The following is an 18,754-nucleotide window of genomic DNA, read 5'->3' as shown; positions in this document are numbered from 1 at the left end:
ATTCACGGTGAAGATATCGGCCGCGAGTTTGCCTCGGCCGCTATCCGCCGTGTCACCGAAAGCGGAAAATATGCTTCACGTGAATGACCGCATCGACGCTGTTGAAAATGCATTTGCCCGAGACGTCGTCGGCGGCTTATCCGCTGATGTGAAGACGCTGCCGAGCCGTTGGTTATACAACGAGCGTGGATCTGAACTTTTCGAAGAGATAACGAGGCAGGATGAGTATTATCTGACCAGAGCCGAAACGTCGATCTTGCGAGAGCGGCAGCGTGACATCGCCGATTTTGTAGAGCCTGGCGCGGTTCTCATCGAGTATGGTGCGGGAGCCGGCGTTAAGACGGAGCTTGTGTTGGCGGGCCTGCGTGACCCGCGAGGCTACGTGCCGATCGATGTCGCCGATGCTTTCCTTGCAGAAACGTCCAGGAGGATCGCTTCGCGCTTCCCGTCGCTCTGGGTCCGCCCCATCGAGCGCAATTTCCTGGATGCATTTGAGGTTCCGTTCGATGGCTCCAGCGGCGGCAGGACAGGATTTTTTCCTGGCTCGACGATGGGGAATTTGAACGCGAGCGAGGCGAAGACCTTGCTGATGCAGATGGGGCGACACTTAGGCAAAAACGGACGTGCCATCATCGGTGTCGATCTCCAGAAAAACGTAGATACGCTTCTGCGTGCTTACGACGACAGCGCCGGTGTGACAGCCGCTTTCAACCTCAACCTCCTTGAGCGGATCAACGCCGAACTGGGCGGCGATTTCTGTTTAGAGCGGTTCAAGCACGTGGCGCGCTGGAACGAGATCGAGAAAGCAGTAGAGATGCATCTGGTCAGCGTGTGCGATCAGCGCGTTACCCTCTGCGAGCGCGCGTTTAGTTTCAGAACGTCGGAAAGCATTCATACTGAGAGCTCCCGAAAATATACTGCGGAGAGCTTCGAGCGGCTTGCCCGCTCCGGCGGATGGAAGGTTGTCGAGCTTTGGCAGGACGCGGGCGGATTATTCGGCCTGTTCGGGCTCATTCGCTATTGATCTGCCGATGATGCGGCACACCAGGTCTTCCGAAACCAACGTGAGAGTTGCGGTGTAAAGGAAAGCGGCATGGAACAGTCCCCCCAGATCGGCGACAGGATCACCGACAAATCAGCATCGCCCGACGACAGCACTGTCCGAGACTGGATCGGGCCGAAGGCGTTCGGGCATTGGGCCGAGCTGCGAAAATGGATCGAGGCATACTACCCCGATGTTTTCGTGCCGGATTGGCTCTATCGTGGCAAGAAGCGTGGTTGGTGCCTGCGTTACAAGAAATCCAAGGCATTCTGCACCTTCCTGCCGGAATACAGGCTGTTTTCGGTCGAGGTGGTCTTGGGGGCAGCAGAGCGAGAGAAGTTTGAGGCGCGGCGTTACGGGTGGCGCTCGCAGCTGGTGAAGCTTTACGATGAAGCCCGAACATACCCAGACGGAAAATGGCTGAAAATTGCTATCTCATCCGCAGCCGATCGGCATGACGTGACGGAGCTTTTAAGTCTGAAGCGTCCGCCTCCGCGGTCGCGCGATTGAGACGCTCGCGCCGCTCCGGCGCGATGGTGGTCCTCCAGATGAAATAGACACGCGCCTTGAACACCTTCTTGTGCGACGGGGCGACGACATCGTTCTCGCTGGTGATCTGGCGGCCTGGAGCGATCCCTTGAGTGCTTTGTCGAGGAGCTTTGGCGCCGTGGCGACAAACGGCGACAGTCTTCGCGCCAACCAAAAGCCCGGACGCGTTCCCAAGAATCCTTCCCGGGTGCGTCCGAGCCTTGCGTGATGCTCGCATCATAGAGGCTCCTCAGAGATCGTAGATGCGAATGGATTGAGTTCAGATCGATCCAGCCGGCGCAACGGCAGGAAAGTCCTTCTCGGGATCGAACACGTTGTTGAAAAAGTTCGTCAGAGAGTACATGGCCACCAGCGCGACTATCTCGATGACGTTCGCATCCGTGTAGCCTGCGTCGCGGACGACTTTCAGATCGGCGTCACTAACCTTGCCGCGGGTCTCGATGACTTTACGCGCAAACTGGATGGCAGCGTCCCGCTTCGGGTCGCTGGCATGGCCCTTCCGAGCGAGAGTGATTTCATTGGCGGGCAGCTTGGCCATATGATTGGCCGTAAAGCTGTGAATCGTCAGGCAGTAGTCGCAGCCATTCACTTCGGAGACAGCGAGGCCGATGCTGTCGCGCGTCTTCACGTCTAGCGCCTTGCTCAAGGAGCCAAGCAGGGCGGCCCATGAGTTGAACGCGATCGGGCTTGCCGCGAATGTCGCCATCATATTTGGGGTGAACCCGATGTTCTTGGTGAACATATCGAGGGTCGGTTTCGAATCCGCCGGCACTTGTTCCGGCTTCAGAGCTGTAATTCTTGGCATCATAATCTTCGCAGGTTCTCGGTTTCACTGATCACTAAATGAGGTCCAACACATCGGCCACCGGGCGACGCGGCTTCTGCGGCCAGTTTCCCGGACGCTCCGCTCCTACGGACAGCAGCATGACCGGGACTTCGTCCTCGGCCAATCCAAAATCTCGGTGCACCGCTTCGGCATCGAAACCGATCATCGGCGTCGAACCCAGGCCCAGCGATCGGGCCGCATAGATCATCGCCGCCGCACCGAAGGCGCCGGTGCGCACTGCTTCGTCGCGCTGGCGCTGCGGGTAGTCCTTATAGAGATCGCGTGCGGGGATTTCCCAATCCGGTATCAACTTTGCCGGCATGATACCCGCCTCCACCACCGGCGCCAGGCGGTCCGGAATTACACTGGAATCAGCCAACTGGCCGCAGATGATAAAGGTAACGGCGGCTTCAGTGATCGCCGGCTGCTTCCAGGCGATCGGACTCAACCGAGCCTTGGCTTCAGGCGTGCGTACCGCGATGAAGCGCCAGTTCTGCAAATGGAAGGATGTCGGCGCAGTAGTGCCGATTCGCACCAGCTCGCTGATTTGGTCATCGCTCAAAGTGGCGGCAGGGTCGTAGTATTTGGCGGAGCTGCGGCTCAGGATACATTCGATGACGGCATTGGTCATGGCGATTCTGTTGGTCATGGTGATTCCTGTGCGTTAGGGGATGACTTGAGATAACGAGTGCTTTCGCTCTCTTTGCTCGAAATGCCGCAGGGATGGAGCCCGTCTGGCATCTCATGCCCGGGGGCCGTGGTAGTTTCCTGGGTTGCGGCGCGTCTGGTAGGACGTGACGGCCGCGTGCATCGAATGTGGGTCGGTCACGGACGAACGCGGATGATCGTCTTCCCGCCGATCCGCTTTGTTGGATTGAAGGCGGCGACGGCATCTTCGAGTGTCGTTACGTGGCCGACGTTCGTGCGCAGTCGCCCGTCGCGAACCCGCCGGACGATCTCACTCAGTTGGGCACGATCGGACTCGACGACGAAGTCGACCGCCAGGCCATCGGCGGGCCGCGCCTCGGCCGGCCCGACGATGGACACCAGCGTTCCTCCGGATCGAACCAGGCGCGCGGAGCGTTTCCTGATGTCGCCGCCAATGAGATCGAACACCAGGTCGACCGGGCCGATGTCGTCTAGAGCGTCGTTCTCCAGGTCGACGAACTCATTCGCGCCGAAGTCGAGCGCCTTCTGACGGTCGGCGGCGCGTCCGGTGCCGATGACATAGGCGCCGGCCTCACGCGCGAGTTGCGTCACCATCGACCCGACTGCGCCGGCCGCGCCGTGCGCGAGGACGCGCTGCCCCGCCTGAAGGCGGCCGTGCACGAACAATCCCTGCCACGCGGTCAGACCCGAGACCGGCAGGCTCGCGCCCACCGTGAAGTCAACGTCGCCCGGCAGCGGCGCCAGGTTGCGTGCCTCGATCGCCACATACTCGGCCAGTGTGCCATCGCGATACCAGTCCGCGAGGCCGAACACCCGCTGTCCCACCGACAGGCCCGTCGTGCCATATCCGAGAGCGGTGACCACTCCGGCCAACTCGTGCCCGGGAATCGACGGTGTCCGGTCACGATCGAGGCGATCGGTCCACGTCGAAGGCCACGACAGCTCGGTTCCAACGAATCCTGACGCATAAACTTGAACGACGACGTCGTTTATTGCTGGCCGCGGTTCGGGTCGCTCCACCAGCTTCATCCCGACCGTTCCCGCAGCTTGGTCCGCCACGACGATTGCCCTCATCGCCAACCTCCTCGTGTGTGGTATGTCGTCATCTTCCGAATTGCCTTGCGGGCGACCAAAAATACGATCGCCAAATTCGACGGTCCAATGACCTGTGGCTATGGAATCGATGCCATCGACGCGAAAGATCAAAGCGCGTCGGCAGTGAACGTCGGGACGAATGCCCCGCGAGGGATGATTTCCGGGCACTGAGGACGCAAGAAAGAGCTGCAATGCGGGTTTGATCGGCTGCGATGCGCCGGTACGGTGATCGACCGCACGAGAGACGCTCAATCCGGAGTGATATTCGGGATCGGGAGTTGAGCCAGATCATCCTCGTAGCTGGCCTGAGTGCTTGGGCTGTGGCCGGAAGCAGTAGCGTCGAGGCGCGTGTTGATAGCGGCGCCGATGCCGAGAATCTTGCCAACGGGGCAGAGGTTTGCGGCTTCCAGCAGGAGCGCGCGCTGATGAGCATCGAGTTCTCCCTCCAGCACGAGGGTGCGTGCGAACGAGTCTCGTTCGCCCAGAGCGCCATGGCGGAAGCTGACGCTCACTTCCAGCCGCTCCAGCGGAAGTCTCTGGCGTCGAGCCTGAAAACGAATGCTCATAGCGGTGCATGCGGCGAGAGATGCGCTAAGGAGGTCGTAAGGATTGGGACCAGAAGAAATGCGGCCGACGCCATCCGGGCCGCCGACAGTAAAATGAGAGCCGCCGACACGGCATACCAGTGCACCAGGATTGGTGGGGTCGCTTGCGACAACAACTTCGCGGATCTTGGTCATGACTAGGTCCCGATTGTTCGAATGATCGACCACCGGCTTCGACGAGCGTGAACGCAAGCAGGCAGCGCAGAACAAGTCTTGCAGATAGCGCGAGGTCTCAGCGCGGCGTCCGCTCCGGCCGGCGCGTTCAGCAATTAAATCCGGCAACCATTCGGGTAAAGCTATCATGTCCATAACCGCCGGGAATGCTTCGGGAGTCGGTGCCGAAGCTCCGCGACGAGAAAATCCGTGAACCCGCGCGCCGGGCTTGACGGTCTTCCGCTCGCGACAACGCATTGACTTCCATCGAGGCGAAGTCTCGGTCGGAGAAACAACGCGCGGGAATGGAAATCATAACGGTCGGACATTTCTCAATTGAAGGTCGGCGACGTAGTTTCACCCTGCAGGGCGGGGCGGAGTGATGGCTCGTGCGCGATCGGCGGGTGCCGGAATTCCCGACGTACTTAGGAAAACACTGCGGAGAAGAGAATGCTGCTGCCTCGTCGACCGGTTCCCGAACTGCGCGTGCCGACCCTTGCTCATGGCGAATTTGATCTTGCTGCCGACGCGCCGAAGCTGTTTACGCTGATATGCTTTTATCGCGGACTCCATTGCCCGGTCTGCCTCAAATATCTGCGCGAGCTGGAATCGCTGATACCCGAATATGAGCGTCGCGGTACAAAGGTCATCGCTATCAGCTCTGACGTTCGCGAGCGCGCTCAGGAAATGGCAAACAAGGTCGGCGCCAGCTTGCGATTCGGATATTCACTGCCGCTGGCGGTTGCTCGCAAGTGGGGTCTCTATATTTCGTCGTCGCGTGGAAAGACATCGATCAACATCGAAGAGCCGTCACTGTTTTCGGAGCCCGGCGTATTCCTCGTCCGACCGGATGGTACTTTGTACTACGGCGCTGTTCAAACAATGCCGTTCGCACGTCCGTTGTTCTCGGAATTGCTTCAAGCGATCGATTTCGCTATCGCCAGGGATTATCCGGCGCGTGGCGAGTATGACGGCCCTCTCTGAGCGGCCGTCGGCTTAGCTACCGGCACACCCGCGAACATGAAGGCCGCTGCGCGGGAGCTACTGCTTGATTCTCTGTTCGGTCCGGCTGTTTCGGGTATGTTTGATCTTACCGGCTCTGACCGAGCGCGACTGGGAATTTCCCGCAGAATAAGACGTCGCGGTTTCGAGTGCCACGCGGCCTGCGGCATTCCTCGCGACGGCATCGCGCTCGCGCGGCGAGCAGCAATAACGACCGTTTATCGAGTCCATGGCGAGAGGTGATTTCCGTCGCCGGCATTGCAAGGCCATTCTCCAAAGCATCGTCGAGCCTAAACCTGCGGTTCTGCGATCAAAGCGCGGATCACGATGAAAGCTCGAGAGCGCAGTGGGTCGATATGCGAAGCAACGACGTAATCTAGATCATCGCGCTGGGTTCTTGGAGAGACGGAAGTGAGTATGACTGATAGAATGGTGCAACCGGCTCCGGCACCTCAGCTCGATCGCGGTTCGTTTTATCGCTTTCCACGACGCTTCGTCGCACCGATCGGTCTGCTGTTCGCGCTGGCGCTCGCGGGCTGCGACAAGAAGGCACAATCGCAGGAGGCTGCGCCTGCACCGCCGCTGGTTACAGTCGCGCAACCAGTCAAGCGCACGGTCACTGACTGGGACGAGTTCACCGGCCGCTTTGAAGCGATACAGGAGGTTCAGGTCCGTGCCCGCGTCGGTGGCTTCGTCAACAGCGTCGAGTTCACAGACGGTGCGATCGTTCATGCCAGCGATCTGCTCTACATCATCGATCCGCGCCCGTTCGAGGCGGTCGCCTCACAAGCGCAGGGCCAACTCGACGACGCGCGGGCCAAGGCAGAGCTTGCCAAGCGTGAACTCGACCGTGGGCTGAACCTGGTCCAGACCAGCGCAGTTTCGGTGCAGGTCGTCGATCAGCGCCGTCAGGCCTTGCAGGCGGCTTATGCGGCCGAGACGCAGGCCGAGGGTGCGCTGAAGGCCGCGCAGCTCAATGTCGAATTCACCCATGTGCTGGCGCCGATCACCGGCCGCGTCAGTCGCCATCTGGTGACCCCCGGCAACCTCGTGCAGGGCGCCGATAGCGGCGCGACGTTGCTCACCTCGATCGTGTCGCTCGATCCGATTTACATCTATTTCGACGTCGACGAGGCGACCTATCAGCGCAACAGCAGGCTGTGGTTCGAAGGCAAGCGGCCAAGTTCGCGCGATACGTCAAATCCCGTGCAGGTGACGCTGACCGGCGAGACAAAGCCCTCGCATGTGGGGAAGATGGACTTCCTCGACAATCGACTGGACATCTCGACTGCGACGCTGCGCAGCCGCGCGATTGTCCCGAACAAGGATCTCTCGATCCTCCCGGGGCAGTTTGGCCGCGTCAGGATCATCGGCTCGTCGCCCTACGAGGCGCTGCTGATTCCGGACGCCGCTATAGCCACCGACCAGTCGCGCAAGATCGTGTTCGTGGTCAAGGCAGACAACACGGTAGATGTAAGGCCGGTGATACTCGGGTCGCTCGATGGGGGGCTGCGCGTGATTCGCGAGGGCCTCATGCCGGGGGATCAGGTCATCGTCGACGGGCTGCAGCGTGCCCGCGTCGGCGCCAAGGTGACACCGAAAATGGCGCAGGCGCCGGCAGACGACAAGACTCCGGCGGGTGCGAAGCCATGAATCTTGGAAGGCTTTCCATCAACCAGCCAATCTTGGCGATGGTACTGTCGATCGTGCTTGTGATCGTCGGCACGATCGCCTACCAGACGCTGCCGGTCTCGGAATATCCGCAGGCGGTGCCGCCGACCGTCACCGTCACCACGCAATATCCCGGCGCCTCAGCGCAGACCGTATCCGACACGGTGGCAGCCCCGATCGAGCAGGAGATCAACGGCGTCGAGGACATGCTGTATCTCTACAGCCAGGCGACCTCGAACGGCCAGCTCACCATCACCGTCACCTTCAAGCTCGGTACCGACCTCGACAAGGCGCAGGTACTTGTGCAGAACCGCGTCGCGATTGCGCAGCCGCGGCTGCCGGACGAGGTGCAGCGCAACGGCGTCGTAACCCGCAAGAACTCGCCCGACATCCTGATGGCCGTATTCGTGCTGTCGCCCGACGACTCGTTCGATCAACTCTACATCTCCAACTACACGCTGCTGCAGGTGCGCGATCAGCTTTTGCGGCTCGACGGCGTCGGTGACATCCAGATGTTCGGCGCGCGCGACTACTCGATGCGAGTGTGGCTCGATCCCGACCGGATCGCTGATGTCGGCCTGACATCGGGCGAGGTGCTGGCGGCGATCCGCGCCCAGAATCTGCAGATCACCGGCGGACAGATCGCTGAGCCGCCGATCGCCGATCGCGCGCTCCAGCCGAACCTCGTCTTCACTGGCCGCCTCAAAGATATCGGGCAGTTTGAGGACATCGTGGTGAAGGCCGGTTCCGACGGCCGCACCGCACGTCTGCGCGACGTCGCGCGCGTCGAGCTCGGTGCGCTCTCCTACGCCACCAGCAGCCGCATACTGCGCAAATCGGCCGTCGCAATGGTGGTGACGCAACGGCCCGGATCGAACGCGCTCGCCACGGCGAAGGCAATCTCCACCACCATGGCGAAGCTGAAGGAGAGTTTTCCGAAGGGGCTCGACTACAATATCGGCTACAACCCCACCGAATTCATCGCCCAATCGGTCCATGAGCTGATTAAGACGGTCTACGAGGCGATGGCGCTGGTCGTCATTGTGGTGCTGGTGTTCTTGCAGGGATGGCGGCCTGCGATCATCCCGATCATCGCGATCCCGGTGTCGCTGGTCGGCACCTTCGCGGTGATGGCCGCGCTTGGATTCTCGATCAATAATTTGACGCTCTTCGGTCTGGTTCTCGCGGTCGGCATCGTGGTCGACGACGCCATCGTGGTTGTCGAGAATGTCGAGAGACATCTCCAGCACAGTATGAGCCGGCGCGAGGCGGCGCTCAAAACCATGGAGGAAGTCGGCGGCGCGCTGGTCTCGATCGCACTCGTGCTCTGCGCGGTGTTCGTGCCAACAGCTTTCCTGGGCGGCATCTCCGGGCAGTTTTTCCAGCAATTCGCCGTCACCATCGCAGTCGCGACCGCGATCTCCTGCTTCTGCTCGCTGACACTGTCGCCGGCACTGGCCTCCCAGATTCTTACGCCACACGAGGAGAAACGTCCGCCGGCGCGCTGGAACGTCATTGCGCGCGGCTGGGACGGCTTCACCGCGCTGTTCAACCGCATCTTCGATCGCCTAGCGCGCGGTTACGCGGCCACCGCCGACTTCGTGATCCGGCATACGGTGGTGATGCTTGTGATCTATCTCGGGCTGATCGGCAGCGCCGGCTGGCTACTCGCCACCACCTCGCAGGGCTTCATTCCCGCGCAGGATCGGGGTTACCTCATCATCTCGGCGCAATTGCCAGGCGCCGCGTCGCTGGCGCGGACCGCTGCGGTGGTGCGCGAAATCGAGCGGATCGCGCTGGATACGCCAGGTATCGTCCGTGTCGGGGCGTTCAGCGGGTTCTCCGGCGCGACGCGCACGCAGGCCGGCAATGCCGCAGCGCTGTTCCCGGTGTTCGACGAGCCGGAGGCGCGGCAGAAGAAGGGATTGACGGCCAACGCGATCACGGCCGATCTACGCAAGCGGCTGTCGGCGATCCAGGGCGCTTTCATCATCGTCATTCCACCGCCCGCGGTGCCAGGCATCGGCACCGGTGGCGGCTTCGCCATCCGCATCCAGGATCGACAAGGGCGCGGTCCCGAGCTGCTCGCAGCGGCGACGGACGAGCTCGTCGCCGCCGCGCGTAAGTCGCCAAATCTGACCTCGGTGTTCTCGCCTTTCACGGCGAATACGCCGCAGCTGTTTGTCGATATTGATCGTGTCAAGGCGCAGAAGCTCGCGGTCCCCATCGCCAACATCACCGACACGATCGAGACCTACTTCGGTTCGACCTATGTCAACGACTTTAATTTGTTCGGACGTACCTATCACGTCACGGCGCAGGCCGATCTCCCATTCCGCAAGGAGACTTCCGATCTCGCGCGGCTGCGTACCCGGAACGCCGCCGGCGACATGGTGATGCTCGGCAGCGTCGTTGACTTCAAGGACATCTCGGGACCCGATCGTGTGGCGCGATACAATCTCTACTCGACGTCCGAGGTACAAGGTGAGCCGGCGACGGGCGTAAGCTCGGCCACGGCGCTCAGCACCATCAAGCGATTGGCCGACGAAACGTTGCCGAGCGGCTTTTCTCTCGAATGGACCGACCTGTCCTATCAACAGGTGATGGGTGGCAATGCCGGCCTCTATGTGTTCCCGATCTGTGTGCTGTTCGTCTATTTGGTGCTGGCAGCGCAATATGGCAGCTGGACGTTGCCATTCGCGGTGATCCTGATCGTGCCGATGTGCCTGTTCGCGGCCACCATCGGGGTGCGCATCATGGGTCAGGACGTCAACATCCTAACCCAGATCGGCTTCGTGGTGCTGGTCGGACTTGCGGCCAAGAACGCGATCCTGATCGTCGAATTCGCGCGCGATATCGAGCTTGAGGGCAGGTCGCGGCTGGAGGCTGTCATTGAGGCCTGCCGGCTCCGCCTGCGGCCGATTCTGATGACCTCGTTTGCTTTCATCCTCGGCGTGCTGCCCCTGGTGGTTTCTACCGGTTCGGGCTCGGAGATGCGCCAGGCGGTCGGCGTCGCCGTGTTCTTCGGCATGCTCGGCGTCACGCTGTTCGGCCTGATCTTCACGCCGATTTTCTATGTCGTGGTGCGCAACCTCGCGGAAGGCACGAACGAGGGCAGGCCAATTCAGCCGAACGCGGCCGCGGCCGCGGCGGAATGAGCTGCGTTGGCCGCGGTGCGCTATGACGTTGGCAGCCCCAGCTTAGCAGCCGCTGGGCCGCTGCCGCGACGCCTATTCGACGGCTCACGCATTTCACGTATAGTCTAGCGGCGGATCGAGCAATCCCTTGCACCGTCGAGCGACGCCTTCTTGGCTCGCCGCTCGTGGTCGTCGGCAAGAGCCTTCAGCTGAGCCGCAATCACGTGGTCCGTCATGGCTTTGGCAGAGCGAAGCAAGGTCTTCGCTGTCCTCAAATATTCTTTGCCTCGCTGTGAGATATGAAGCGTCATGACGCCCTCGCGTGGTTTTCGGGCGACTGGTCGAAGCGTGTTGGAACCAGCCCATCCAATTGTGCTCACCCTGGCGGAGTGCCCTGAAGCGATCGACGCATCTCGGACCTCCTGGCCTACGATCGTTCAACAGAACGCCGACTTCGGCCGGTATCGAGGATGGGGGCGATTGGTTGCAGATTGTGTTCAAGCCAGTTGAAAGGAAAGTCACCTCTCGCCATGGAGTTGATAGCCGATCGTTATCGGAACGGCTGGGGCGCGCCTGGGATTCTGCGGCGAGAGAGCGGCGCTCGTTCCACGGGGATTTCGATCGAGCGGAACTCTCGATCCATTTGCTTTACCGGCGAATTTCGCGGCAATAAGGCCGGCTTCTGCGAGGGGGATCCCTATAGCCGTATCCGGTCGGACCGGGGATCGGCTGGCATTTCTCGGGCGACGGAGTACGATTTCTCCCGGCGGGGGAGAAACCGCGCGTGTGGCGCGCGAAGCGCTTGATTGGCCGAGTTCAGGCCGAAGCCCGACGCCGGAGTCTGACAGATGGTGCGGCAGTCGCTGAACGTCGCATACTCGGATGGTAGTTCCCAGGTGTTGTGGGAGGATGGCGAGCGCGTGTTTAGCCGCGGCTGGCGAGTGGACGACAATGGCAACCGGCTCGCCGTCCTGCTCGTTGCTCCTGCCGCCGATCACCCGTCCCGGTCAAGACTCCATCGTCTCACGCACGAATACGAGCTGAAGGATGAACTCGACGGGGCATGGGCGGTGCGGCCGCTGGCCCTCATGCGCGACGCCGGTCGGACCGTGCTAGTGCTCGATGATCCAGGCGGCCAGCCGCTCGAACATTTGCTCGGTGAGCCCATGGAGGTAGCGCGCTTCCTGTGCCTGGCTATCGCCGTTACCTCAGCCTTGGGCAAGCTTCATCAGCGCGGGCTCATCCACAAAGACATCAAGCCAGCTAATATCGTGGTGGACTGCGCGGATGGACACGTGCGTCTCACCGGGTTTGGCATCGCATCGCGCCTGTCCCGCGAGCGGCAGGCGCCCGAGCCGCCCGAGACCATCGCCGGTACGCTCGCTTACATGGCACCCGAACAAACCGGGCGGATGAACCGCTCGATCGACGCCCGCAGCGACCTCTACGCCCTCGGCGTCACGCTGTACCAGATGCTCACGGGCGTGCTGCCCTTCACGGCGGCCGATCCGATGGAATGGGTGCACTGCCATATCGCAAGACGACCGGCGCCGCCCAGCGAGCGGTTAAAGAGCCTCCCAGGCTCCGTCTCTGCGATCATTATGAAGCTGCTCGCCAAGACTGCCGAGGAGCGTTACCAGACGGCTACAGGCGCCGAGATCGATTTACGGCGCTGCCTCGCCGAATGGGAAACCCGAGGCGATATCGACGAATTTCCGCCCGGGGAACATGACACTCCGGATCAGCTGCTGATCCCCGAGAAATTGTATGGTCGGACAGCCGAGATCGATACCCTGCTTGCCTCCTTCGACCGTATCGTTGCCGGCGGCAGGCCGGAGTTGGTCCTCGTTTCCGGATACTCCGGCATCGGCAAATCCGCGGTCGTTAACGAGCTTCATAAGCGGCTTGTTCCGCCCCGCGGTCTTTTTGCGTCGGGCAAGCTTGATCAGTACAAACGCGACATCCCCTACGTCACCCTTGCGCAGGCCTTTCAGAGCCTGATCCGCCCTCTCTTGAGCAAGACCGAAGCGGAGTTGCGGAAATGGCGGGAGGCGCTGCTCGAGGCGCTCGAGCCGAACGCTCGGCTCATTGTCGATCTCGTTCCGGAATTGAAGCACATCATCGGCGAACAGCCACCGGTCCCCGAACTGCCGCCACAGGACGTGCAGGGTCGCTTTCAGCTGGTGTTCCGGCGATTCATCAGTGTATTCGGGCGACCGGAACATCCGCTCGCCCTGTTCCTTGATGATCTCCAATGGCTCGATGCAGCAACGCTCGATTTGCTTCAGGATCTGTTGACCCGGCCGGATGTACAGAACCTGTTGTTGATTGGCGCTTACCGCAACAACGAAGTCGATCCCGTCCATCCGCTGACACGCAAGCTTGAAGCGATCCGCCAAGCCGGAGCGATACTACACGACATCGTATTGGCGCCCTTATCCTGTGAAGATCTGGGACAATTAATCGCGGATTCCATTCACAGCGAACCGGAGAAAATCGCGCCGCTGGCACAGCTGATTCACGAAAAGACAACCGGAAATCCGCTTTTCGCTATTCAGTTCATTTCTGCGCTCGCAGACGAAGCATTGCTCACTTTCGATTATGACGAGGCGCGATGGTGCTGGGAACTGAATCGCATTCACGCCAAAGGTTACACCGACAATGTGGTGGACCTTATGGTGGGGAAGCTGAACCGTCTGTCCGCGGAAACCCGGAACGCACTGCAAAAGCTCGCCTGCCTGGGCAACGACGCAGGGTCCGCCATGTTGCGGATCGCTTACCAGGACTCCGGGGAGGAGATGCACGGGCAGCTTTGGGAAGCGGTGCGAGCAGGGCTGATCTTTCGTTCAGAGGATTCCTACAAGTTTCTCCACGACCGTGTCCAGGAAGCGGCCTACTCCTTGATTCCGGAGGAATCGCGTGCCGAAGCCCATCTCCGAATAGGGATGCTGCTCGCAGCGCAGACCCCCCCAGAGAGGTTGGAGGAGACGATCTTCGAAATCGTCAATCAGCTCAACCGCGGCTCGCATCTCATCACGTCAACTGAGGAGCTTGAGCGGGTCGCTGAGTTGAACTTCATTGCAGGTAAACGCGCAAAGACCTCGACGGCATATGCCTCGGCGCTGAACTACCTAGTCTCCGGCGTAGCACTGCTGCCAGGGGACTCCTGGGAGCGCCAGCACGACCTGATCTTTGAGCTGGAGTTGCACCGGGCCGAATGTGAATTCCTCACTGGTGCACTGGCGGAAGCCGAGCAGCGCCTGGCGATGCTGTCGGCCCGTGCCGCAACGACGATCGAACGAGCCCGCGTGACGTGCCTGCAGGTGGATCTTTACACGACCCTGGATCAGGGCAGTCGCGCGATCGCAGTCGGTCTCGACTATCTCCGCCACCTGGGTGTTGACTGGTCGGCGCACCCGTCGGAAGACGAGGCAAGGTGCGAGTATGACCGGATCTGGTCCCAACTCGGCTCCCGCGCGATAGAAACCCTGATTGATCTACCTTTGATGAGCGATCCCGTATCGCTCGCGACCCTTGATGTGCTGACGAAGCTCGGGCCGCCGGCCCACTATACAGATGCGAAACTACGTTCGATGGTCATCTGTCGAGCAGTCAATCTCAGTCTCGAGGGCGGCAATTGTGACGGGTCGTGCTACGCCTATGCAGTGCTTGCCAGGCTTGCTGGACCGGAATTCGGCGACTACCAGGCGGGACTTCGATTCGGCCGTCTCGGCTATGAACTGGTCGAACAGCGCGGGCTAAAGCGCTTCCAAGCCAGGACCTATTTGAACTTTGGATACTTACTCATGTTCTGGACGAGACATGTCCGGGAAGGTCGTGATCTGCTGCGACGTGCGTTTGAGACAGCAAACCAGATAGGTGACCTCACTTTTGCGGCGTACTACTACACCCACCTGAACACGTATCTTCTCGCGGCGGGCGATCCGCTCGATATCGTGCAGGTCGAGGTCGAGCATGGTCTTGCGTTCGCGCGGAACATGCGGTTCGGCTTTGCGATTGACTCCATTGCCGGCCAGCTAGGGCTGATCCGGACACTCCGCGGCTTGACGCCGATTTTCGGTTGCTTTGACGATGGGCAGTTCAACGAACTCCTACTGGAGTCTCGTTTCCGCAAGAACCCGGATCTGGCGTTGGCCGAGGGCTCGTATTGGACCCGCAAGCTGCAGGCACGTTTCTTTGCCGGCGACTATGTGGGTGCCCTCGAGGCCTCATTGAGGGCGCAACAGCTGCAGCCGACATCGGCGTCTTTTTTCGAATGCGCGGAATATCACTTTTACAGTGCGCTCTCCAGAGCGACATCCTGCGAGTCCGCGGCGGCCGGCCAACGGCAGGAGCATGTCGAGGCACTGGCTGCGCACCACCGACAGCTCGAGGTCTGGGCGATGGCTTGCCCGGACAACTTCGAGAACCGCGCCGCACTCGTCGGGGCGGAGATCGCCCGGATCGAAGGCCGCGCGCTCGATGCCGAACATCTTTACGAGCACGCTATCCGCTCGGCACACACGCATGGCTTGGTCCACAACGAGGCGCTCGCCAATGAAGTCGCCGCACGCTTTTATGCCGCACGCGGGTTCGAGAAGATCGCACATGCCTATCTGCGGGACGCGCGGTACGGATACATCCGCTGGGGAGCCGACGGCAAGGTGCGCCAACTCGACGAGTTGTATCCGCACCTCAGGAAGGAAAAGCCAGTTGCAGGCCCCACAAGCACGATCGGGGCACCCGTCGAACAACTGGATCTATCTACGGTTATCAAAGTCTCGCAAACCGTGTCGGGCGAGATCGTCCTGGAAAAGCTGATCGACACGCTGATGCGCACGGCGATTGAGTACGCGGGTGCCGGGCGAGGTCTGTTGATCCTTGCGGTCGGCGATGGGTACCGGATTGAGGCGGAAGTCACGATCAGCAATGATATGGTGACCGTCGGTCAGCGACAAGCAGGTGTAACCGCTGCAAATCTACCGGAGTCCATTCTACACTACGTGATCCGGACAAAAGAGAGCGTTCTTATCCACGATGCCGCCGCCGCGAACCCGTTTTCCGCCGATGAGTACATCCATAAGCATCACGCCCATTCAGTTCTCTGCCTGCCGTTGCTCAAACAAGGCAGACTGGCCGGCGTACTCTACCTAGAAAACAACTTGGCGGCCCACGTTTTCACACCCGACCGCGTCACAGTCTTGAAGGTGCTTGCGTCGCAGGCGGCCATCTCGCTCGAAAATTCGCGGCTTTATGACGACCTCGCGGATCGGGAAGGGAAGATCAGGCGTTTGGTCGACGCCAACATCATTGGGATCCTCATTGCCGATCGCGAAGGACGGATCCTCGAAGCGAATGACGCGTTTCTACGCATCGTAGGATATGACCGTGCGGACTTGGTTTCGGGCCGCGTGCGCTGGACCGAGCTGTCCCCGCCCGAATGGCGCGAGCGGGACATACTGACTCAGGCAGAACTGAACTCAGCCGGAATAGTTCGACCCTTCGAGAAGGAGTATGTTCGGAAGGACGGCAGCCGCGTTCCCGTGCTTATTGGCGCTGCTCTGTTCAAGGAAGGAGGCGACGAGGGCCTTGCATTCGTGCTCGATTTGACGGAGCGAAAGCGCGTCGAGGAAGCGCTTAGCCAGGCACAAAGACTCAGCCGCACCGGCTATTGGATCTACAACGCCACAACGATGCGTTACCTCTATTGGTCGGACGAGAGTTACAGGATCTGGGGGGTTGATCCGTCGCAGGGCCTGCCAAGTCGGCAAGGTATTTGGGAACGTATTCACCCAGAGGACCGCGACAGAGTGTGGGGCGCGGTTCAGGAGGCCGTGCAACAAAAGAGAGACTTCGTGGCCGAGTTCAGACTTCTCCTACCCGATGGAACAATCAAATGGGTCGAAGGAACCAGCTATCATGTGTTTTCGCCCGGGGGCGCGCTGGCTGAGGTTATCACCACAACCGTCGATGTGACGGAGCGAAGGCGGGCGCAGGACGAACGTGAAAAGCTGCGTCAGTTCGAACTGGATTTCGCCCACATGAACCGCGTGAGCATGATGGGAGAATTGGCGGCCTCGCTGTCTCACGAAATTCTGCATCCGATCGCTACCGCTCGTAACAACGCCCGCGCAGGGATCCGCTTTCTGGAGATGAAACCGCCAAATCTGGATGAGACCAGGGAAGCGCTTGCTTGCGTCGTGAGGGACACTGACCGCGCCAAGGATATCGTCGGACGGATGCGTGATCACATCAAGAAAGCGCCTCTGCGAAAGGAGCGTTTTGATCTCAATTCGGCTATCAACGAAGTGATTGTACTGGCGCAAAGCGCAATTCACAGGAACAGCGTTTCGGTCCAAACCCGGCTCGCGGATGGACTGCTTCCGGTTATGGGGGATTGCGTTCAGCTGCAACAGGTATTGCTGAACTTGATCCTGAACGCGGCCGAAGCGATGGGCCTGGTTGAGGAAGGGGCGAGAGAGCTATTGATCAGCACCAGGGAGGATCAGACCGGCGCCCTCGTAGTCGTACGGGATTCGGGGCGGGGCATTGATCCGGGGCATTTCGATCGAGTCTTCGACGCCTTTTACACCACGAAGTCCGGTGGAACAGGGATGGGGTTGTCGATATGCCGTTCCATCATCCAAGCACATGGAGGCAAGTTGTGGGCGGAAGCGAACGAACCTCGCGGCGCTGTATTTCAGTTTACCCTGCCGGCGGACAACGACTCATGAATTATCTTCAATCGGCGTACCCGACCGCAGAGCCGAGCGCACGCATCGCTCGAGAATGTCATCGTCCACTGGCTTGCTGAGATAGCAAATAACCCCGTCCTTCAGAGCCTGATCCCTGACAACCTCATCGGGGTAGGCGGTAACGAGGATCGTTGGGATTGCATACCCTGTATCGACCAAACGCCTGTGCAGCTCGACTCCGGTCATTCCGGGCATGTTAACGTCAGTGATCAAGCAGGCGGTTTCAGGCAGAGCCCGCGATGCCAGGAAATCGGCCGCCGACGAAAACGCTTCGACAGTATAGCCCAGCAGCATTATTAGCTTTCGCATTGACTCACGATGGGGCTGATCGTCGTCGACGACGGATATCAGTGTACGATGCAACATAGCGGCTTCCAGGCACTTCCGCCGGCCGGCGAGGCAGCGCCTCGCGCTGCATGCAACGTAGTGTCTCGGACATCCCTCAATAACGCAATGTCGGCGTTCCTAAGCGATGGTTTAGGCGTCCGGCTATCCGCTCAGGCAAAATATTCTGTTCATCTCGATAGATTGTGCGTAGGGTGTGCCGGACTAGGCAAGAATGCGCTTCCCCAACGCAGGATACCGGGAATGGGTGAGGCAAATCCCAGTGTCTTGGTTATCGATGATGATCGCGAATTTCGCGATTCGGTCGCGCGACTGTTGCGGACAGTCGGCTTGGATGCCCGACAATTTTCGTCTGTTCCCGATTTTCTCGAGGCCGATCCGCCGGATGGTCCTACTTGCCTGGTGCTCGACGTAAGAATGCCGGGGCGAAGCGGTCTCGATCTTCAGAGCGAACTTGTCGCCGCAAACAGGCAAGTGCCTATCATCTTTATCACAGCCTACGCCGACGTGCCGATGACTGTGCAAGCAATGAAGAGCGGTGCGATAGAGTTTCTTACAAAGCCATTCCGAGATCAGGATCTGCTTGACGCCATCGATGCCGGACTCACTCGCGATCGTGCCCGACGTGAGAGTGACAGCGTGGTGGCTGCAATAAGGCGGCGCCTCGACACGCTCAGCCCCCGCGAGACTGAGGTCATGCTCCATGTCGTGGCTGGTCGCCTGAACAAGCAGATTGCCAACGATATCGGCATCGCCGAGTCCACGGTGAAAGTGCATCGCACTAACCTGATGCGGAAGATGAAAGCGCGTTCGGTCCCGGAACTCACCCGGATGGCGGACTGCCTCAATATAAAACTACAGCATCTGCAGAACTTCTGAGCCTGAAAGGCGTGCCATCAGCGCTT

At 60.3% G+C, this 18,754-nt stretch carries 13 protein-coding genes; 7 read left to right on the top strand and 6 right to left on the bottom strand.

Annotation, left to right across the window (positions count from 1 at the left end; genetic code table 11):
- Positions 1-70 precede the first annotated feature (70 nt).
- A complete protein-coding gene (gene egtD, locus ABIB95_RS21745) occupies positions 71-1,024 on the top strand; it encodes an L-histidine N(alpha)-methyltransferase (RefSeq protein ID WP_354241992.1) in 954 nt (317 codons plus the stop codon).
- A gap of 69 nt (positions 1,025-1,093) precedes the next feature.
- Positions 1,094-1,552 carry a DUF3788 domain-containing protein gene (locus ABIB95_RS21740; protein WP_354241990.1) on the top strand — a complete coding sequence of 153 codons (459 nt, stop codon included), beginning with the start codon at positions 1,094-1,096 and terminating at the stop codon, positions 1,550-1,552.
- A gap of 298 nt (positions 1,553-1,850) precedes the next feature.
- Here the strand turns inward: ABIB95_RS21740 and ABIB95_RS21735 are convergent, their stop codons facing one another.
- The 4 genes from ABIB95_RS21735 to ABIB95_RS21720 all read right to left on the bottom strand — a co-directional run bounded on the left by ABIB95_RS21735 (position 1,851) and on the right by ABIB95_RS21720 (position 4,921).
- Positions 1,851-2,396 carry a carboxymuconolactone decarboxylase family protein gene (locus ABIB95_RS21735; RefSeq protein WP_354241987.1) on the bottom strand — a complete coding sequence of 182 codons (546 nt, stop codon included), beginning with the start codon at positions 2,394-2,396 and terminating at the stop codon, positions 1,851-1,853.
- Positions 2,397-2,430: 34 nt separating this feature from the next.
- Complete coding sequence (locus ABIB95_RS21730; RefSeq protein WP_063981749.1) at positions 2,431-3,066, bottom strand: nitroreductase family protein; 636 nt, start codon at positions 3,064-3,066, stop codon at positions 2,431-2,433.
- Positions 3,067-3,242: 176 nt separating this feature from the next.
- Positions 3,243-4,160: an NADP-dependent oxidoreductase gene (locus ABIB95_RS21725; RefSeq protein WP_063986174.1), complete on the bottom strand. Its 918-nt coding sequence runs from the start codon at positions 4,158-4,160 to the stop codon at positions 3,243-3,245.
- A gap of 269 nt (positions 4,161-4,429) precedes the next feature.
- Complete coding sequence (locus ABIB95_RS21720; protein WP_354241984.1) at positions 4,430-4,921, bottom strand: OsmC family protein; 492 nt, start codon at positions 4,919-4,921, stop codon at positions 4,430-4,432.
- Positions 4,922-5,389: 468 nt separating this feature from the next.
- Between ABIB95_RS21720 and ABIB95_RS21715 the strand changes: the two genes are divergently transcribed.
- The 3 genes from ABIB95_RS21715 to ABIB95_RS21705 all read left to right on the top strand — a co-directional run bounded on the left by ABIB95_RS21715 (position 5,390) and on the right by ABIB95_RS21705 (position 10,770).
- Positions 5,390-5,923, top strand: coding sequence for a peroxiredoxin-like family protein (locus ABIB95_RS21715; protein ID WP_135214187.1), 534 nt, complete (start codon positions 5,390-5,392; stop codon positions 5,921-5,923).
- A gap of 447 nt (positions 5,924-6,370) precedes the next feature.
- Complete coding sequence (locus ABIB95_RS21710) at positions 6,371-7,594, top strand: efflux RND transporter periplasmic adaptor subunit (protein ID WP_354242060.1); 1,224 nt, start codon at positions 6,371-6,373, stop codon at positions 7,592-7,594.
- Positions 7,591-10,770 (top strand): efflux RND transporter permease subunit, encoded by a 3,180-nt coding sequence (locus tag ABIB95_RS21705; protein WP_354241981.1) that lies wholly within the window; start codon positions 7,591-7,593, stop codon positions 10,768-10,770. Before ABIB95_RS21710 ends, ABIB95_RS21705 begins: the two co-directional genes overlap by 4 nt.
- 104 nt (positions 10,771-10,874) lie before the next feature.
- Here the strand turns inward: ABIB95_RS21705 and ABIB95_RS21700 are convergent, their stop codons facing one another.
- Positions 10,875-11,060 (bottom strand): hypothetical protein, encoded by a 186-nt coding sequence (locus tag ABIB95_RS21700; RefSeq protein ID WP_063981754.1) that lies wholly within the window; start codon positions 11,058-11,060, stop codon positions 10,875-10,877.
- A gap of 537 nt (positions 11,061-11,597) precedes the next feature.
- On the opposite strand from ABIB95_RS21700, the gene ABIB95_RS21695 reads away from it, so the two are divergent.
- On the top strand, positions 11,598-17,483 hold the full coding sequence (locus ABIB95_RS21695; RefSeq protein WP_354241978.1) for an AAA family ATPase: 5,886 nt from the start codon (positions 11,598-11,600) through the stop codon (positions 17,481-17,483).
- On the opposite strand, the gene ABIB95_RS21690 is transcribed toward ABIB95_RS21695, so the two are convergent.
- Positions 17,478-17,870, bottom strand: coding sequence for a response regulator transcription factor (locus tag ABIB95_RS21690; protein ID WP_354241976.1), 393 nt, complete (start codon positions 17,868-17,870; stop codon positions 17,478-17,480). The two genes, ABIB95_RS21695 and ABIB95_RS21690, sit on opposite strands and share 6 nt — an antisense overlap.
- 222 nt (positions 17,871-18,092) lie before the next feature.
- Between ABIB95_RS21690 and ABIB95_RS21685 the strand changes: the two genes are divergently transcribed.
- Positions 18,093-18,728: a response regulator transcription factor gene (locus tag ABIB95_RS21685; RefSeq protein ID WP_354241973.1), complete on the top strand. Its 636-nt coding sequence runs from the start codon at positions 18,093-18,095 to the stop codon at positions 18,726-18,728.
- The last annotated feature ends 26 nt before the right edge of the window (positions 18,729-18,754 follow it).

Source organism: Bradyrhizobium sp. LA2.1, assembly GCF_040547725.1.
Classification (GTDB): Bacteria; Pseudomonadota; Alphaproteobacteria; order Rhizobiales; family Xanthobacteraceae; genus Bradyrhizobium; species Bradyrhizobium barranii.
The sequence above is the reverse complement of the archived record's forward strand: the minus strand, read 5'-3'. Positions and strand labels throughout refer to the sequence as shown.